The organism is Streptomyces sp. NPDC053367 (assembly GCF_044545925.1).
Classification (GTDB): Bacteria; Actinomycetota; Actinomycetes; order Streptomycetales; family Streptomycetaceae; genus Streptomyces.
Genome location: NZ_JBITYN010000003.1, coordinates 449,568 through 466,537, shown reverse-complemented (window position 1 = coordinate 466,537; position 16,970 = coordinate 449,568). Strand labels below are relative to the sequence as shown.

Here is a 16,970-nt window from a genome sequence, read left to right as displayed (position 1 = left end):
CTTGGGGCACTGGCGCCCAGCCGTGTTCGGGGGCGGCCCTCCGAGCGGGGCGTTACCTCCATACGCGGCCGTGGGGTCAGGCCAGGAGTTCGGACAGTACGCGGGCCGCGTGTTCCGTTTCCGCGTAGGTCACGTACAGGGGGGTGAAGCCGAAGCGGAGGACGTCGGGGGCGCGGAAGTCGCCGATGACGCCTCGGTCGATCAGGTGGCGCATGACGTCGCCGGCGTCGTCGCAGCGCAGGGCGACCTGGCTGCCGCGTTCCGCGTGGGCGACAGGGGTGAGGGACTCCACACGGCCCTCGGGGACGTACTCGGCGACGCACTCCAGGAAGAAGTCGGTCAGGGCGAGGGACTTGGCGCGGACGGTGTCCACCGACACCCCCTCCCAGACCTCCAGGGCAGCCTCCAGGGCGAGCATGGAGAGGATGTCGGGCGTGCCGACACGGCCGCGGAGGGCCCCGTTCCCCGGCTCGTAGGAGGAGCGCATGCCGAAGGGCTCGGCGTGGGAGTTCCAGCCGGGCAGCGGGGAATCGAAGCGGTCCTGCAGATCACGTCGTACGTAGAGGTACGCCGGTGAACCGGGCCCGCCGTTCAGGTACTTGTACGTGCAGCCGACGGCGAGGTCGACGCCGTGCTCGTCCAGGCCGACAGGCAGGGCACCCGCGCTGTGGCACAGGTCCCAGACGGAGACGGCGCCCGCGTCGCGGACCGCGGCCGTGAGGGCCGGCAGGTCGTGCAGCCGGCCCGTGCGGTAGTCGACGTGGTTGAGGAGCACCGCGGCCGTGCGGCCGGTCAGCGCCGACGGCACCTCCGCCGGGGTCACCGGCCGCAGCGTACGGCCGGTCAGACGGGCGGCCGACTCGGCTATGTAGCCGTCGGTGGGGAAGGTGGTGGCGTCGACCAGCACCTCGTCGCGGTCCTCGCCCGCCATACGGATCGCCGCGACAAGCGCCTTGAAGACATTGACGCTCGTCGAGTCCCCGACCACGATCTGGCCCGCCGCCGCGCCGACCAGCGGGGCGATGCGGTCGCCGATCCGCTCGGGCGCGGTCCACCAGCCGCTCTCCTCCCACGACCGGATACGCAGCTCGCCCCACTGCCGCCGTACGACGTCCTCTACCCGGCCGGGGACGGCGGCGGGCAGGGCGCCCAGGGAGTTGCCGTCGAGGTAGACGACGTCGTCGAGGACGAACTCGCCGCGCTTGGCGGCGAGTTCGTCGACGGCGTCCAGCTTCTGCGCCTTGGCCCTCAGCTCAGACATGGGACCTCGCCGTCCACAGCTCGGGGAAGACGTTCTTGCGGGCCCGCTTCTCCAGCCAGGCGACACCGGCCGAGCCGCCGGTCCCCTGCTTGGCGCCCATCGCGCGGCGGGTGGCGACCAGGTGGTCGTTGCGCCAGCGCCAGACCAGCTCGGCGACGTCCGTCAGCGCCTCGCCGAGGCGGGCGGCCTCGTCGCCGGGGTCGCCGGAGTAGACGGCCGTCCAGGCGGCCTCGACCTCGTCGGAGGGCTCGTAGCGCTGGGTGATGTCACGCTTGAGCACCGCCTCCGGGATCGCGTGGCCGCGCCGCGCGAGGAAGTGCAGCACCTCGTCGTACAGGCTCGGCTCGTGCAGCGCCTTCTCCAGCTCGGCGTGCACACGGGGCGCGCCGCGGTGCGGGACGAGCATGGACGCCGACTTCTCGCCGAGCAGGAACTCCATCCGCCGGTACATCGCCGACTGGAAGCCGGAGCCCTCGCCGAGAGCGCTGCGGTACGAGTTGAACTGGGCCGGCGTGAGGTGCGCGAGGGGCTTCCAGGAGGCGTTGAGGGCCTCCAGCTCGCGCACGGAACGCTTCAGGGCGGCCAGCGCGGTGGGCACGTCGTCGCCGCGCAGGGCGTGGGCGGCGGTCTCCCACTCGTGCACGATGACGGTGAACCACAACTCCATCACCTGGGTCGTGACCAGGAAGACCATCTCTCCGGGATCGTCGGAGAGGGTGTGCTGGAGGTGGGTGAGCACGTCCGCCTTGACGTAGTCCTCGTACGGCGTCGTGCCCTGGAAATCGAGATGCGGAGTCTCGGGCTCGTGAGCCTCGTGGGACATCGCTGTCTCCTGTTGTGTACTCCGGGTAGCGGTCCGCCCCTGCCGTTACCGACACGGGGGCCCCGGTCCCCACCGGCATCCTCGGACGTCACCCCCGCAAAGTGCAAGGCCCGACCTGATCACACGGCCGGGCCCGCACCAGGGACAACCCCTAGCCCAGGGTCTGGGCCGCCGTCGGGGAGGAGTCCTTCAGGAACTGCGAGCAGCGCTCGTACTCCTCCTGCTCACCGATCGACTGCGCGGCCCGGGCGAGGCCGTGCAGGGCCCGCAGGAAGCCGCGGTTCGGCTCGTGCTCCCACGGGACCGGGCCGTGGCCCTTCCAGCCGTTGCGGCGCAGGGCGTCGAGGCCGCGGTGGTAGCCCGTGCGGGCGTAGGCGTACGACTCCACGACGCTGCCCCGCTCGAACGCCTCGTCGGCCAGGCGGGCCCAGGCCAGGGAGGACGTCGGGTACTTCGCGGCGACCTCCGCGGCGGGGGTGCCGCTCGCGAGGAGCTCGCGCGGCTCGGGGTCGTCGGGGAGGTGGGTCGGGGGCGGGCCCCCGAGGAGGTTCTCGTGAATCGTCATGACCTCCAGTCTGGTACATGCCACTGCGTTCGGCTTCAGCGGACGGGGGGTGGGGTGAGGGTGCCTGTTCTTGCCCTGAGGGGTGCGTGCCACGCCATCTCAAGCGGGGCTTTACCGCCGTGCGCGGGTGCGGGTCGTTCGTGGCTGGTCGCGCAGTTCCCCGCGCCCCTGAAAAGACCGCCATCCCGGCAGGGTTCGTTCCGCCGTGCGCGCGTGCGGGCCGTTCGTGGTCGGTCGCGCAGTTCCCCGCGCCCCTGAAAGACCGCCCACCCCGCCGGGCTCGTACCGCCGTGCGCGCGTGCGGGCCGTCCGTGGCTGGTCGCGCAGTTCCCCGCGCCCCTGGGGGGCTGCCGTCAGGTGCGTACAAGGGGAAGCGCCCCCCGGCCCCCGGGGCCCGGTTGGACCTCCCGGCCGACCGGATCGCCGGACCGAGGACGGACAACCCCCCGGCCCGGCCCCGGCCCACCCACCGAACCCGGTGCGCTACCGCAACCGACCACCCGACCCGCGCAGGCCGCCGCAGGCATCCCGGTGGCCACAGGGGGGGTCAGGGGAGGCGCTCGCCCTCCAGTGGGGGTGTGGTCACCGACGCGTGGGTGCGGCATTCGGGGCGGCGGCAGCCCGGGTCGGGGCGGCGTACCGTCGTGAAGGCGACGGCGGCGCCCACCACCAGCACCCCCGCGCACACGGGCATGGCCCGGCCGAACGCCGCGTCGAAGGCGGAGGCCGACCGGTACGCCTCGGCGCCCATCCCCGCGACGAGCGGCAGCGCCGCGACCGCCACCAGCCCCGCCGCCCGGGCAGCGGCGTTGTTGATCCCGCTGGCCAGCCCGGCCCGGGCGGTGTCGACGGAGGCCAGCACGGTCGCGGTCAGCGGAGCGACCAGCGTGACCATGCCGAGGCCGAGGACGAGCAGCGCGGGCAGCACGTCCCGCACATAGGACGCCCCCTCCCCCACCCGCGTCATCAGCAGCATCCCGGCCGCGCACAGCAGCGGCCCGACGGTGAGCGGCAGCCGCGGCCCCACCCGCTCCCCCAGCTCCCCGGCCCGCGCCGAGAACAGCAGCATCAGCACGGTCGTCGGCAGCAACGCCGTCCCCGCCGCGAGCGCGCTGTACCCGGAGACGACCTGCAGTTGAACCACCGACAGGAAGAAGAAGCCCCCGAACGCCGCGTACACGCACAGCGTGACCAGATTGACCGCGGTGAACTGCCGCGAGGCGAAGATGTCCGGCGGCAGCATCGGATCGGGCCGGCGCCGCTCGACCCGCACGAACGCGACGCCGAGGACCACGCCCAGCACGGCCGCGGCCCACACCACGGCCCCGCCCCCGCGGGCCTCGATCAGCGCGTACGTCACCAGCGCGAGTGCCGCCGCCCCCAGCACCGCGCCGAGGACGTCGAACCGGCCGTGCGTCCGCCCGTCCCCGGACTCGGGCACATGCCGCAGCGCCACCGGCACGCACAGCAGGGCCAGCGGCACGTTCAGCAGGAACACCCAGCGCCATCCGGGCCCGTCCACCAGCCAGCCGCCGAGGAAGGGCCCGACGGCGGCCCCGATGCCGCCGAACCCGGACCACAGGCCGACCGCCCGCCCCCGGTCGTCGGGGTGGAATGACGCCTGGATCAGGGCGAGTGAGCCGGGCGTGAGCAGCGCCCCGCCGACCCCCTGCAACGCGCGCGCGGCGATGAGCACGCCGGCGTTGGGGGCGAGTCCGCACAGCAGGGACGCCGCGGCGAACCACACCACGCCGACGACGAAGATCTTCCGCCGCCCGTAGTGATCGCCCAGCGAGCCGCCGAGCAGGATCAGACCGGCCAGCGTCAGCATGTACGCGTTGACGGTCCACTGGAGCCCGGCGAGCGAGGCGTCGAGGTCCCGCCCGATCGCCGGCAGGGCGACGTTGACGACGGTCGAGTCCAGCAGGGCCATGCTGGAGCCGAGCACGGTGGTCAGCAGGATCCATCGGCCCTGCGCGGAGGCCAGCCGGACGTCGGGCATGACCCCAGTAAACGCACACCGCCCGGCAAACGGCGAGCCCGGCAAACGGCGAGCCCGGCAAACGGCGAGCCCGGCGCCGAGGCGCCGGGCTCGCAGCGGAGAGACGAGGCTTACTTGATCTTCGTGCCCGTCGAGCGCAGGTTCGCGCAGGCCTCGACGACACGCGCCGCCATGGACGCCTCGGCGAGCTTGCCCCAGGTCCGCGGGTCGTAGGCCTTCTTGTTGCCGACCTCGCCGTCGATCTTCAGCACGCCGTCGTAGTTGGCGAACATGTGGCCGGCGACCGGGCGGGTGAAGGCGTACTGGGTGTCGGTGTCGATGTTCATCTTCACGACGCCGTTCTCCAGCGCGGTGGCGATCTCCTCGGCGGTGGAGCCGGAGCCGCCGTGGAAGACGAAGTCGAACGGGGACGACTTTCCGAACTTGGCCGCGACGCCGTCGTTCAGCTCCTTCAGCAGCTCGGGACGGAGCACGACGTTGCCGGGCTTGTACACGCCGTGGACGTTGCCGAAGGACGCGGCGAGCAGGTAGCGGCCCTTCTCGCCCAGGCCGAGGGCCTCGGCGGTGCGGATGGCGTCGTCGACGGTGGTGTACAGCTCGTCGTTGATCTCGTGGGTGACGCCGTCCTCCTCGCCGCCGGTCGGGGTGATCTCGACCTCGAGGATGATCCTGGCGGCGCGGGCGCGCTCCAGCAGCTCCTGGGCGATGGACAGGTTGTCGGCGAGGGTCTCCGCGGAGCCGTCCCACATGTGCGACTGGAACAGCGGGTTCTCGCCGCGGGCGACGCGCTCCTCGGAGATGGCGAGCAGCGGGCGGACGTAGCCGTCGAGCTTGTCCTTGGGGCAGTGGTCGGTGTGCAGGGCGACCGTCACGTCGTACTTCTTGGCGACGATGTGCGCGAACTCGGCCAGGGCGACGGCGCCGGTGACCATGTCCTTGTCGTGCTGGCCGCCCAGGAACTCCGCGCCACCCGTGGAGATCTGGATGATGCCGTCGCTCTCGGCCTCGGCGAAGCCGCGCAGTGCCGCATGCAGCGTCTGCGACGAGGTGACGTTGATGGCCGGGTAGGCGAACTTGCCTGCCTTCGCCCGGTCGAGCATCTCGTTGTAGACCTCGGGGGTTGCGATGGGCATCTGTCCGCTCCTTGTATGTGCGGGTGGGCGTTTGTGGTGCTACGGCCCTGACCTAGACCATGGGGGCGACGTCATCGTCGGCCCCATCTTTCCAGACTTGGCCGGAAGGTCCAGGCGTGGTCCAGCGGGCGGTCACTACCCGCGAGTAGGGACGGTCAGTCGAGGCCGAGTTCGTCCTTGGCGTACGCGAAGAGGTACGGCACACCCGCGCCGTCCTGGATCTTCTCCGCGGCGCCGGTGGCCCGGTCGACGATCGTCGCGACGGCCACGACCTCGGCGCCGGCCTCGCGCACGGCCTCCACGGCGGTCAGCGGCGAGCCGCCCGTGGTGGAGGTGTCCTCGACGACCAGCACACGGCGGCCCTTGATGTCCGGGCCCTCGACCCGGCGCTGCAGGCCGTGCGCCTTGGCGGCCTTGCGGACGACGAAGGCGTCCAGGCGCCTGCCGCGCGCGGCGGCGGCGTGCAGCATCGCTGCGGCGACCGGGTCGGCACCCATGGTGAGACCGCCGACCGCGTCGAAGTCCAGGTCCGCGGTGAGGTCGAGCAGCACCTGGCCGACCAGCGGGGCGGCCTCGCCGTCGAGGGTGATGCGGCGCAGGTCGACGTAGTAGTCGGCCTCCAGACCCGAGGAGAGGGTCACCTTGCCGTGCACCACGGCCTTGTCCTTGATCTGCTGCAGCAGCGCCGCGCGAACGTCCGTCATGCCTGACAGCTTAGAGCCGCCTCCAGCTCCAGGTCGTGGTGGCCTCCAGCGGGTCCAGCGGCGTGACCAGGCGCGGGGCGGTGTTCAGGCCGTTGGGCGGGCCGGTCTGCGGCTCCACGCACACGGCCGCCTCCTGCTCGTCGTAGACGACGACCCAGCGCTCGGGGCTGGTCACCTTCAGCTCCAGCAGGCCGGGCCAGGTGAGGGTGACGTCGACGCCGTCGGGCATGCCGAAGCAGTCGTCCCAGGGGCCGGGCCGGGGGTCGATCCGGCGGCCGGTGGGGAGGTGGTCCTCGCCGCGCTCCTCCTGCCAGGCGGGGTCGAATGCGAGGACGGCGGCGGTGCCGTTCAGGGTCCTGTTGAACCAGGGGTGCCAGCCGATCTGCGCCGGGAACGACGACTCGTACGTCTCGACGGCCATGGTGAGCGTGACGAAGTCGGGCGTGAGGGCGACGACGTGGGTGACGCGGCCGGTGTAGGGCCAGGGGTCGACGAGGTCGTAGGTGATGACGGCCTCGTCCTCGCCTGTCCGGGCGACGGACCAGGCGCCGTCCCGCGTGGTGCCGTGGATGGCGTGGGGCGGGGCGTTGAGGGGCAGCTGGTGTTCCACGGCACCGTCACGGAAGCGGCCGTCCCTGGTGCGGCCGCACCAGGGGACCATCGGGAAGCAGCCGAAGCGGTCGCCCTGCCTGAGGAGTTCGCCGCCGGCGACTTTGAGGCTGCTGAGGCGGCCCCCGTTGTCGGGGGTGATCGTCAGTTCCGCGTCGCCCGCGGTCAGCGTGATCTCTTCGTTACTCACGGGGTGACCATACTCGCGTGATCACCCGGGCGGGGGAAGGGTGGCTCATTGTGGTCGCCTGCGGGCCTTATGCGGCCGGTCGCGTGCGGGGCCGCATGCGGCTGGGTCGCCTGCGGGCCGTATACGGCTGGGTCGCCTGCGGGCCGTATGCGGCTGGGTCGCCTGCGGGCCGTATGCGGCCGGGTCGCCTGCGGGCCGTATGCGGCCGGGTCGCCTGCGGGCCGTATGCGGCCGTCGCCTGCGGGCCGTATGCGGCCGGGTCGCGTGCGGGCCATATGCGGCTGGGTCGCGTGCGGGCCGTGTGCGGCTGGTCGCGACCGCGCGGCGGACCCGCCCGCATGGAGGCGCCTGAACGGCCCTGCGTACCTAGAAGCGGCGGCGGTTGCGCAGGGCCCTGCCCGCGACGATCACCGACGCCACCACCAGCGCCGCCGCCGGCGCCGCCCAGCGCAGTGCGGTGCCCGCGGTGGCCGTCTGCGGCGCCGGAACGGGGGCGTACCGGCCCCGCGGCGGCGCGTGGTCGACCTCCTCGGCGCTGCGGCCGATCATCGTGCGGCGGGCGTGGGCGGCTTCGGCGAGGGGCTCGGAGGGTTCGTCGAGGTCGTCGGCGAGGGGGTCCAGGGACGGCGGCGGGACCTCCGTCTCGAAGACGGACGCCGACGCCTCCTCCCCGGCCTCGGGAACCTCCGCGCCGGTGTCGGAAACCTCCGCCTCGGGCGCCTCGGCCTCCTCCGCCTCGGCCTCCTCCCCCAGGTTCTCCGCGAACCGGGTCAGCAGCCGGGTGAGCGCGGTGCTCACCGTCTCCGGCGCCAGGTCGGCGGCGCGGCCGTCCACCGACCCCGTACCGCCGAAGACGAGTGCCGTGCCGTCCTCGGTCTCCCGCGGCGTGACGGTGAGGGCGAACTTGGCGGAGCCGCCGCCACGGACCTCGGTGGCCTCGCCCTCGACGGTGCAGGTGCCGTCCTCGCGGGCGGACACGGACGCCGTGCCCCGGTAGGTGATGGTCGTGCCGCCGATACGGAGCTTCAGGCGGCCGGCGACGGGGTCGGCCCCCGCCTCCTGCTGGAGCCCGGGGACCGCGCGGGCGACACGCGCGGGATCGGCCAGCGCAGCCCGCACCCGCTCGACGGAAACCGGGACCCGCACCTCATGCTCCATGTCGTCGGAGCCTACCCAGACCCGGCCGGAAAACACCCCCTCCGACGGCGCCGGGTCACTCGCGCGCCTCTCCCGGAGTGACCAGCCCGTCTCGTACGCCACCACCACCGCCTGCGCCCGGTGGTGAGGCCCAGCTTGGTCATCGTGCGGTTGAGGCGGGTCTTGACGGTGGCCTCGCTGATGAAGAGCCGGTCGGCGGCCTCGGCGTTGGTCAGGCCGCGCGCGACCAGGCGGAGCACCTCGGCCTCGGGGCCGGTCAACGCCTCCAGAGCGGGCGGGGGTTGGCCGCCGGAGCGGGTTCCGGCACGGCCGGTGCAGGCCTCCACCAGGCGCCGGGTGACGGCGGGCGCGAACAGGGCGTCGCCGCCGTGCACCGCGGTCACCGCGGCGAGCAGGCCGACGGCCTGGGCGACGACGGACGCCATGTTGGCGGAGGTGCTGAGCAGCCCGGCGTAGATCCAGATCGCGGCGAGCAGCGCCCCGCACGCGGCGGCGGTGCGCAGCGGGCGCAGGGAGGCGACGGTGTACACGGCGAGCAGCGGGGCGAGGCCGTTGACCATGTCGGGGCGGGGCGTCAACCACCGTACGTACCGCGGAAGTTGTAGGAGCCGCGCGGCTACCGCACGGGTTGGCGCCGGATTCCACCCGGTGCGGGATGAGCGGGGCGGTGCGGCGCCCGTGGCGTCGGTGGCACAACGGCGGCACGGGGGACGGATCGTGGGGAACGTCGTCTGCGCCACGGCAGCCACACCGGCGGGGGAATCCGGCGACCCGCCTGCTGCCCCTCGGGGCGGGAGGCGGGCCGCCCGCGCGTCCGGCTAGTACCGCGGGTGCACCAGCGTCGACACCGGCGCGTCCGCGATCCTGGTCCGCAGGGCGGCCCGCGCGCCCTCGGCGAGGTCGGTGTCGTCGAGGGTGCGGGGCACGCCGGTGACGTGCAGGGGCGGCGGGCCGTCCGTGGCGGCGAGGAGGAAGCCCCAGTCGTGCGGGGTGCGGGCCGCCTCGGCGGTGCGGTCGGGGCCGGCGGCGAAACCGGCGGCGCGGCCGTCGATGCGGTAGGGCGTGGTGGCGAGGCCCGCCGCGCGCAGGGTGGCGTCGACCGTCCAGAAGGCGCGGGGGCGCACGGTGACCGGGCCCGCGTGGACGACCAGCCGGCCCCCGGGGGCGAGGACGTGGCGGGCGAGGCCGTAGAACTCCTGCGAGTACAGCTTGGCGCTGGCGGTGATGCCCGGGTCCGGCAGGTCCGCGACGACGACGTCGTACGCCGCCGAGGGCGCTCCGCGCAGCCGGCTGAAGGCGTCGGCGATGCTGACGTGGACGCGCGGGTCGTCGTACACACGGCCGTTGAGGGCGGCGAGGGCCGGGTCGCTGCGGGCGAGGCGGACCACGCCCGCGTCGAGTTCGACGATGTCGACCCGGACGACGTCCCGATGGCGCAGCACCTCGCGGGCGGCGAGGCCGTCGCCGCCGCCGAGGACGAGCACGCGCGCGTGGGGGCCGTTCATCGCGGGGTGGACGAGCGCCTCGTGGTAACGGCGTTCGTCGCGTCCGCTGACCCGCAGCCGCCCGTCGAGGAACAGGTCGAGGGGGCGGCCGCCGGTGCCGCCGGTGAGGACGACCTCCTGCACGCCGGTCTGCAGCGCCACGCGCACGTCCTGCCCGTACACGGCCTCGCGGGCGGCCCGCTCGAAGTCGTCGACGAGTACGGCGCCGGCGGCGAGGACGCCGAGGACGGTGAGGTTGATGCCGACCAGCATCCAGCGGGCGCGGCGGGTGAGGTCGCCGCGGAACAGGCCGAGGACCAGGGCGCCGCCGACGACGACGTTGACCGCGCCGGTGAGCATGGCGCTGGTGAGCTGGCCGAGGAAGGGCAGCAGCAGGAAGGGGAAGGCGAGGCCGCCGACGAGGGCGCCCACGTAGTCGGCGGCGAACAGGTCGGCGACGGCGCCGCCCGCGTCCTGCCGGCGGATGCGCTGTATCAGCTCCATCAGCAGCGGCACCTCGGCGCCGATGAGCAGGCCGGTGGCGAGGGAGAAGGTGACCAGCAGGGCGCGCGGCCCGCCCGCCCACAGGCCGCCCCAGGCGCCGGTCCAGGCGAACACCGCGTACAGCGCCATCGCGCTGCATCCGCCGACGAGGGCGAGGATCGCCTCGACCGCGCCGAACCCGGCGGCCGCGCGCGGGCGCAGCCGTTTCGCGGCGAGGGAGCCGATGCCCATCGCGAAGACCATCACGGACAGCACGACGGAGGCCTGGGTGACCGAGTCGCCCATCAGGTACGAGGCGAACGCGACGAGTTCGAGCTCGTACACCAGCCCGCACGCCGCGCAGACGAACACGCACGCCAGGACCAGGAAGCGCCCGGTGTCCGGCCGGACGGGCAGCCGCGCGGGCCCGCGCCACGGCGGCGGGGCGCCGGGCGGGGCGGGGGCGTGCGGTTCGATCACGATGCGACGTTACGTCACCGGTCCAGCACGCTTCGTCACCCACAGGGGTGGAAGTCAGGGCCGGTCGGCCGCAGGACGTTTCAGCGCCGGGTGACCGTGAAGCGCTTGCGGAGCCCTTTCGCCGGGGTGCGCCCTCACGCGGCGGCGGCCGGGACGCGGACGCCGACCCGGGTGCGGGTGGCGACCAGCTGGCCGTCCTGGGGATAGGCGTGCCAGGTGCGCCAGTGGACCTGCCCCTCGTGCCGGTGGGCCAGCAGCGCGGTGAAGGCGTGCGGGCTGCCGGGGAAGACGCCCGCGAGGCCGTGGGGGTGGTCGGAGACCAGGGCGAGCAGCTCCTGGGCGCGGCCCGCGAAGGACCCGGGCGAGAGCACCTCCACCCGCGCGGCGAACTCGTACTCCCAGTCGCCCACCCGCTTGGCCACGCCCAGCGGGAGCGGGGTGCTGCTGCCGGGGATGCACGCCACGGTTTCCGAACAGTTGACCTGGTCCTCCTCCAGGAGCACCTGGTGCGAGGCGCCCAGGAGCCTCAACTGCAGCTTTGCCCGGGTCAGTTCGAGGTCGAGGGTGGCCAGTGCGGGGAGCGGCTCGCGCCCGAGGGCCCAGGCGAGGTCGGCCGCGCGCGTGTCGGTGTAGGAGGTCTTCAGGGTCGTGAGCATGGATCGGCTCCGCTAGCACGCAAAAGAAGGCGGTGTGGGTCCGGTGCATCCCGGTCGGCACCGGGTGTTCGGCCCGGTCAGCCCAGTCGCCGGACGGTTCCGAGGGACGGTCCGAGGGGCTGCTTAGGTGATTTAGAGCGAATCATGAACTGTGGCGCCCCCACAGCGTTTTTACCCAACTTCGTAGGGTTTCCATCCCTCAGAGGGCTTCACTGGTCAACTGTTCAATCTGGGCGTACGCCTGAACGACGACGGCGTACGCCGGAGCGCCCCGGCAGACGCGGGCGCCCGCCGGGTCGGACCCGGCGGGCGCCGCACACGGATGCGTTCCCCCGTTCGGAGCTCGGCTGCCCCGTGTCAGCTGCCTCCGCCGCATCCGCCGCCACCACCGCACGACGACGAACCGCCGCCGCAGGAGGAGCTGCTCCCGCAGGACGAGCCGCCCCCGCACGAGCTGCCGCCGCTGTCCCCGCCGACCCACCAGCCGCTGCTCCCGCTGCCGCTGCCGCCGCGGTGACGGCTGTACGTGGTCGTGTACCGCCCCCGGTTGCGGCGGCGGTTGCGCCCGGTCTCGCTGACGGAGGCGAGCACCGCCACCAGCACGACGACCGCGACCGCCACCAGGATGAAGCCGATGAACATGGCGTCACCCTCCTTCCGATTCCCCCGAAGCGGCCCCCCGTGGGCGCCTCGTCCCTTGCGTGAGACGGGGATTCCCACGGCGTTCCACGGCCAAAGCAGAGTTGAGGAACTCCAGAGCTTCGGCGGAGGATGGCCCGCATGACCTCCACCGCGCGCCCCTTCCTCAACCGTCGGCTCGCCGAGTTCGGAACGACGATCTTCGCCGAGATGTCGGCCCTGGCCCAGCGCACCGGGTCGATCAACCTCGGGCAGGGCTTCCCCGACACGGACGGGCCCGAGGAGGTCAGGGAGGCGGCCGTACGGGCGCTGCGCGACGGGCGCGGCAACCAGTACCCGCCGGGCCCGGGCGTGCCCGAGCTGCGCACCGCGATCGCGGAGCACCAGCGGCGGTGGTACGGGCTGACGTACGACCCCGACACCGAGGTGCTGGTCACGGCCGGCGCGACCGAGGCGATCGCCGCTGCCCTGCTGGCGCTGGTCGAACCCGGTGACGAGGTCGTGGCGCTGGAGCCGTACTACGACTCCTACGCGGCCTGCATCGCGATGGCCGGCGGCACGCGCGTACCGGTCACGCTGCGCCCGCACGAGGGGGCCTTCCGGCTCGACCTCGACGAGCTGCGCGCCGCGGTCACCGACCGCACCCGGCTGCTGCTGGTCAACACCCCGCACAACCCGACCGGCACGGTCCTCACCCGCGAGGAGCTGACGGCGATCGCCGAGCTGGCGGTGGAGCGCGACCTGCTGGTGGTGACGGACGAGGTGTACGAGCACCTGGTGTTCGACGAGGCCGGACATGTGCCGCTCGCGACGCTGCCGGGGATGCGGGAGCGGACGGTGACCATCTCGTCGAGCGGCAAGACGTTCTCGTTCACCGGCTGGAAGGTGGGCTGGGTGACCGCGGCCCCGGCCCTGGTCAGCGCCGTCCGCTCGGCGAAGCAGTACCTGACGTACGTCTCCTCCGGGCCCTTCCAGTACGCCGTCGCCGAGGCCCTCGCCCTGCCCGACGGCTACTTCTCGGCCTTCCGCGAGGACATGCGCGCCAAACGGGACCTGCTGGCCGCGGGGCTGGCGGAGGCCGGCTTCGACGTCTACCGCACCGCGGGCACGTACTTCGTCACCACCGACATCAGGCCCCTCGGTTTCGAGGACGGCTTCGCGTTCTGCCGCTCGCTGCCGGAGCGCGCGGGCGTCGTCGCCATCCCGAACGCGGTCTTCTACGACCACCGCGAGGCGGGCGCGCCCTTCGTACGGTTCGCCTTCTGCAAGCAGCGGCCGGTCCTTGAGGAGGCGGCCCGGCGGCTGAGGAAGCTCGCGGGCTGAGACGCGAGAGCCCGGCCCTGACGCGGGGGTGATCCGCGCCCGGGCCGGGCTCTCGTGCGCGTACGGCCAGTCCGCCGGAGCGGGGGGTTACTCCCCCGCCTCGCCGTCCTCCGGCTTCTCCGCGTCGTTGACCTCGCCCTCCAGGCCGAGCTGCTCGACCAGCCAGCGGTCGAACTCGATGGCCGCGCGCACCCAGCTCACCGTCGAGGACACGAAGTGCTCCAGGCTCACGCCCGTGCCGATGAGCATCTGCGCCTCGCCGATCAGCCGGACGGTGCCGTCGTCGTGCGTGTGCGTGTACACCTTCGGCCACAGGGTGCGCCGGTTCCAGTCGTCGATCGACTCCAGGAGCTGCGGCTTCTCGTCGATCTGGTGCGGCCGGTCGTAGAACGTCCGCACCGAGAAGACCTGCTGCTCCCCCTCGCCGCGGAACATGAAGTACGTACGGAACTGCTCCCACGGCGCCGCGAGGTCTCCCTCCTCGTCGACGACGTACTTCAGCTCCATCTGGTCGAGGAGCTGCTTCACAAGGTCCTGATCCGGGACGACGGGGCCCGCCGGTCCTTGGGACTGCGGCTGGGGCTGGCCCCCGAAGTTCGGAATCGAGGACGGGTCGATGGTCACCGTGAATTTCCCTTCGTACGGATTCCGTCATCCTCCCCCATGCGGGGAGGGGGGTGGCAAGCCCTGGCAAGCCGTGTCAGCCGTCGGCGGACATGATCCCCGCGGCGATCCCCGCGCGGCTCTCGCGCGGGGACCGGGTACCCGTCCTCACAGGGTCTTGCCCGTCGCCGGCCCGACCAGCAGGCCGTCGCCGAAGGTGTCGACGCGGACCGTGTCGCCGTCCTTGATCTCGCCCGCGAGGATCTCCTTGGCGAGGCGGTCGCCGATGGCGGTCTGCACCAGGCGGCGCAGCGGGCGGGCACCGTACGCCGGGTCGTTGCCCTCGTCGGCGAGCCAGGCCAGCGCCTCGGGCGTGACCTCCAGGGTGAGCCGGCGCTCGGCCAGCCGGCGGGCGAGCCGGTCGATCTGGAGCCGGGCGATGCTGCCCAGCTCCTCCTTCGACAGGGCGGAGAAGACCACCAGGTCGTCCAGACGGTTGAGGAACTCCGGCTTGAACGACGCCCTGACCACCTCCAGCACCTGCTCCCTCTTCTGCTCCTCGGTGCTCAGCGGGTCCATCAGGAACTGGCTGCCGAGGTTGGAGGTCAGGATCAGGATGGTGTTGCGGAAGTCGACCGTGCGGCCCTGTCCGTCGGTGAGCCGGCCGTCGTCGAGGACCTGGAGCAGGATGTCGAAGACCTCCGGGTGGGCCTTCTCCACCTCGTCCAGCAGGACCACGCTGTAGGGCCGGCGGCGGACGGCCTCGGTGAGCTGGCCGCCCTCCTCGTAGCCGACGTAACCGGGAGGCGCGCCGACCAGGCGGGCCACGCTGTGCTTCTCGCCGTATTCCGACATGTCGATGCGGACCATGGCCCGCTCGTCGTCGAAGAGGAAGTCCGCGAGCGCCTTGGCCAGCTCGGTCTTGCCGACACCGGTCGGGCCGAGGAAGAGGAAGGAGCCGGTGGGCCGGTCCGGGTCGGCGATGCCGGCACGGGAGCGGCGTACGGCGTCGGAGACGGCCCGCACGGCCTCCGTCTGGCCGATCAGCCGCCTGCCGAGCTCGTCCTCCATCCGCAGCAGCTTCTGCGTCTCGCCCTCCAGCAGCCGGCCCGCCGGGATGCCGGTCCAGGAGGCGACGACGTCGGCGATGTCGTCCGAGCCGACCTCCTCCTTGACCATGGTGTCCCGGGCGGCCTCCTCCTCGGCCTCGGAGGCGGCCTCCAGGTCGCGCTCGAGCGCGGGGATCTCGCCGTACAGCAGCTTGGAGGCGGTGTCGAAGTCGCCGTCGCGCTGGGCGCGTTCGGCCTGGCCGCGCAGGTCGTCGAGCTTCTCCTTCAGCTCACCGACCCGGTTGAGGGACTTCTTCTCCTTCTCCCAGCGGGCGGTCAGACCGCGCAGCTCCTCCTCCTTGTCGGCGAGGTCGCGGCGCAGCTTCTCCAGGCGCTCGCGGGAGGCCGCGTCGGTCTCCTTGCTCAGCGCCAGCTCCTCCATCTTCAGCCGGTCGACGGCACGCTGGAGCTCGTCGATCTCGACGGGCGAGGAGTCGATCTCCATCCGCAGCCGGGAGGCCGCCTCGTCGACGAGGTCGATGGCCTTGTCGGGCAGGAAGCGGGAGGTGATGTACCGGTCGGAGAGGGTGGCCGCGGCGACGAGGGCGGCGTCCGCGATCTGCACCTTGTGGTGGGCCTCGTAGCGGCCCTTGAGCCCGCGCAGGATCGCGATGGTGTCCTCGACGCTGGGCTCGGCGACCAGCACCTGCTGGAAGCGCCGCTCCAGGGCGGGGTCCTTCTCGATCCGCTCCCGGTACTCGTCGAGGGTGGTCGCACCGACCATGCGCAGCTCACCGCGGGCGAGCATGGGCTTGAGCATGTTGCCGGCGTCCATGGCGGAGTCCCCGCCGGCGCCGGCCCCGACGACGGTGTGCAGCTCGTCGATGAAGGTGATGATCTGCCCGTCCGAGTCCTTGATCTCGGCCAGGACGGTCTTCAGCCGCTCCTCGAACTCACCGCGGTACTTGGCACCCGCCACCATCGCGCCGAGGTCCAGCGCGACGAGCCGCTTGTCCTTGAGCGACTCGGGCACGTCGCCCTTCACGATCCGCTGGGCGAGCCCCTCCACGACGGCGGTCTTGCCGACGCCGGGCTCGCCGATGAGGACCGGGTTGTTCTTGGTGCGCCGGGACAGCACCTGCACCACCCGCCGGATCTCGGTGTCCCGCCCGATGACCGGGTCGAGCTTGCCCTCGCGGGCGGCGGCGGTGAAGTCGGTGCCGAACTTCTCCAGCGCCTTGTAGGAGCCCTCGGGGTCGGCGGTCGTCACCCGCCGGCCGCCGCGGGCCTTCTGGAAGGCGTCCAGCAGCTTCTTCGCGGTCGCGCCCTGCTGGCTGAGCACGTCGGCGGCCTGGCCGCCCTTGGCGGCGATGCCGATGAGCAGGTGCTCGGTGGAGAGGTACTCGTCGCCGAGGTCCTTGGCGCGGGCCTGCGCGTCGGCGATCACCGCGAGCAGCTCGCGGTTGGGCTGCGGCGGCGCGACGGTGGACCCGGTCACACTGGGCAGCGCGGCGACCACCTTGTCGGCACCCGCGCGTACGGCGGCCAGGTCGGCGTCGACGGCCACGAGCAGGTCGACGATGTTCTCGTTGTCCTGTCCCTGGAGCAGAGCCAGGAGCAGGTGGGCAGGGGTGAGGTCCGGATTCCCCTCGGTCACGGCGCGGTTGCTGGCCGCGTTGATCGCGTCCCGGCTCCGGTTGGTCAGCTCGGCGTCCACGTTCGCGTTCTCCTCCTTGCATCAGCCGTCGGTGCCACGTCTCCCACTACTGACTCAGGCAACGTACACAAAGTTGAGTCTATTCCACTCA

14 protein-coding genes and 1 pseudogene are annotated in these 16,970 nt (G+C 72.8%); 1 reads left to right on the top strand and 14 read right to left on the bottom strand.

Annotation, left to right across the window (positions count from 1 at the left end):
• Window positions 1-76: 76 nt before the first annotated feature.
• From kynU to ACIGXJ_RS11720, 12 genes and pseudogenes are all read right to left on the bottom strand, one after another.
• Window positions 77-1,261, bottom strand: a complete 1,185-nt coding sequence (kynU, locus tag ACIGXJ_RS11775) for a kynureninase (RefSeq protein WP_399643344.1) — start codon at window positions 1,259-1,261, stop codon at window positions 77-79.
• A complete protein-coding gene (locus tag ACIGXJ_RS11770; protein WP_399643342.1) occupies window positions 1,254-2,084 on the bottom strand; it encodes a tryptophan 2,3-dioxygenase family protein in 831 nt (276 codons plus the stop codon). The genes kynU and ACIGXJ_RS11770 overlap by 8 nt, the downstream gene beginning before the upstream one ends.
• Before the next feature lie 151 nt (window positions 2,085-2,235).
• Window positions 2,236-2,649: a DUF3151 domain-containing protein gene (locus ACIGXJ_RS11765; RefSeq protein ID WP_399643340.1), complete on the bottom strand. Its 414-nt coding sequence runs from the start codon at window positions 2,647-2,649 to the stop codon at window positions 2,236-2,238.
• 547 nt (window positions 2,650-3,196) lie between these two features.
• Window positions 3,197-4,651, bottom strand: a complete 1,455-nt coding sequence (locus tag ACIGXJ_RS11760; RefSeq protein ID WP_399643338.1) for an MFS transporter — start codon at window positions 4,649-4,651, stop codon at window positions 3,197-3,199.
• A 110-nt stretch (window positions 4,652-4,761) separates the two neighbouring features.
• On the bottom strand, window positions 4,762-5,784 hold the full coding sequence (gene fbaA / locus ACIGXJ_RS11755) for a class II fructose-bisphosphate aldolase (RefSeq protein WP_399643336.1): 1,023 nt from the start codon (window positions 5,782-5,784) through the stop codon (window positions 4,762-4,764).
• A gap of 155 nt (window positions 5,785-5,939) precedes the next feature.
• The gene (gene pyrE, locus ACIGXJ_RS11750; RefSeq protein WP_399643334.1) at window positions 5,940-6,488 is read right to left on the bottom strand and encodes an orotate phosphoribosyltransferase; all 549 of its coding nucleotides are present in this window, start codon (window positions 6,486-6,488) and stop codon (window positions 5,940-5,942) included.
• 10 nt (window positions 6,489-6,498) lie between these two features.
• Window positions 6,499-7,287 carry an aldose 1-epimerase gene (locus ACIGXJ_RS11745; RefSeq protein WP_399643332.1) on the bottom strand — a complete coding sequence of 263 codons (789 nt, stop codon included), beginning with the start codon at window positions 7,285-7,287 and terminating at the stop codon, window positions 6,499-6,501.
• A 366-nt stretch (window positions 7,288-7,653) separates the two neighbouring features.
• The gene (locus ACIGXJ_RS11740; RefSeq protein ID WP_399643330.1) at window positions 7,654-8,445 is read right to left on the bottom strand and encodes an SRPBCC domain-containing protein; all 792 of its coding nucleotides are present in this window, start codon (window positions 8,443-8,445) and stop codon (window positions 7,654-7,656) included.
• A gap of 55 nt (window positions 8,446-8,500) precedes the next feature.
• Window positions 8,501-8,843 (bottom strand): annotated as a pseudogene (locus ACIGXJ_RS11735) (response regulator transcription factor); the annotation flags it as partial.
• Window positions 8,844-9,263: 420 nt separating this feature from the next.
• The gene (locus ACIGXJ_RS11730) at window positions 9,264-10,892 is read right to left on the bottom strand and encodes a polyamine aminopropyltransferase (protein ID WP_399643328.1); all 1,629 of its coding nucleotides are present in this window, start codon (window positions 10,890-10,892) and stop codon (window positions 9,264-9,266) included.
• Between the two features lie 134 nt (window positions 10,893-11,026).
• Window positions 11,027-11,548, bottom strand: a complete 522-nt coding sequence (locus ACIGXJ_RS11725) for a DUF2617 family protein (protein ID WP_399643325.1) — start codon at window positions 11,546-11,548, stop codon at window positions 11,027-11,029.
• Window positions 11,549-11,905: 357 nt separating this feature from the next.
• Window positions 11,906-12,190, bottom strand: coding sequence for a hypothetical protein (locus tag ACIGXJ_RS11720; protein WP_399643323.1), 285 nt, complete (start codon window positions 12,188-12,190; stop codon window positions 11,906-11,908).
• A gap of 129 nt (window positions 12,191-12,319) precedes the next feature.
• Here ACIGXJ_RS11720 and ACIGXJ_RS11715 point away from each other — a divergent pair, with 129 nt between their 5' ends.
• Window positions 12,320-13,510 carry a pyridoxal phosphate-dependent aminotransferase gene (locus tag ACIGXJ_RS11715; RefSeq protein ID WP_399643321.1) on the top strand — a complete coding sequence of 397 codons (1,191 nt, stop codon included), beginning with the start codon at window positions 12,320-12,322 and terminating at the stop codon, window positions 13,508-13,510.
• An 87-nt stretch (window positions 13,511-13,597) separates the two neighbouring features.
• Here the strand turns inward: ACIGXJ_RS11715 and ACIGXJ_RS11710 are convergent, their stop codons facing one another.
• Window positions 13,598-14,134 (bottom strand): YbjN domain-containing protein, encoded by a 537-nt coding sequence (locus tag ACIGXJ_RS11710; RefSeq protein WP_399643319.1) that lies wholly within the window; start codon window positions 14,132-14,134, stop codon window positions 13,598-13,600.
• A 147-nt stretch (window positions 14,135-14,281) separates the two neighbouring features.
• Window positions 14,282-16,879 carry an ATP-dependent chaperone ClpB gene (clpB, locus tag ACIGXJ_RS11705; RefSeq protein WP_399643318.1) on the bottom strand — a complete coding sequence of 866 codons (2,598 nt, stop codon included), beginning with the start codon at window positions 16,877-16,879 and terminating at the stop codon, window positions 14,282-14,284.
• Between the last annotated feature and the right edge of the window lie 91 nt (window positions 16,880-16,970).

What these genes read in the sequence shown, in the direction of transcription:
- kynU (WP_399643344.1), bottom strand. Translation starts at nt 1,261, where the DNA reads ATGTCTGAGCTGAGGGCCAAGGCGCAGAAGCTGGACGCCGTCGACGAA.
- ACIGXJ_RS11770 (WP_399643342.1), bottom strand. Translation starts at nt 2,084, where the DNA reads ATGTCCCACGAGGCTCACGAGCCCGAGACTCCGCATCTCGATTTCCAG.
- ACIGXJ_RS11765 (WP_399643340.1), bottom strand. Translation starts at nt 2,649, where the DNA reads ATGACGATTCACGAGAACCTCCTCGGGGGCCCGCCCCCGACCCACCTC.
- ACIGXJ_RS11760 (WP_399643338.1), bottom strand. Translation starts at nt 4,651, where the DNA reads ATGCCCGACGTCCGGCTGGCCTCCGCGCAGGGCCGATGGATCCTGCTG.
- fbaA (WP_399643336.1), bottom strand. Translation starts at nt 5,784, where the DNA reads ATGCCCATCGCAACCCCCGAGGTCTACAACGAGATGCTCGACCGGGCG.
- pyrE (WP_399643334.1), bottom strand. Translation starts at nt 6,488, where the DNA reads ATGACGGACGTTCGCGCGGCGCTGCTGCAGCAGATCAAGGACAAGGCC.
- ACIGXJ_RS11740 (WP_399643330.1), bottom strand. Translation starts at nt 8,445, where the DNA reads ATGGAGCATGAGGTGCGGGTCCCGGTTTCCGTCGAGCGGGTGCGGGCT.
- ACIGXJ_RS11725 (WP_399643325.1), bottom strand. Translation starts at nt 11,548, where the DNA reads ATGCTCACGACCCTGAAGACCTCCTACACCGACACGCGCGCGGCCGAC.
- ACIGXJ_RS11720 (WP_399643323.1), bottom strand. Translation starts at nt 12,190, where the DNA reads ATGTTCATCGGCTTCATCCTGGTGGCGGTCGCGGTCGTCGTGCTGGTG.
- ACIGXJ_RS11715 (WP_399643321.1), top strand. Translation starts at nt 12,320, where the DNA reads ATGGCCCGCATGACCTCCACCGCGCGCCCCTTCCTCAACCGTCGGCTC.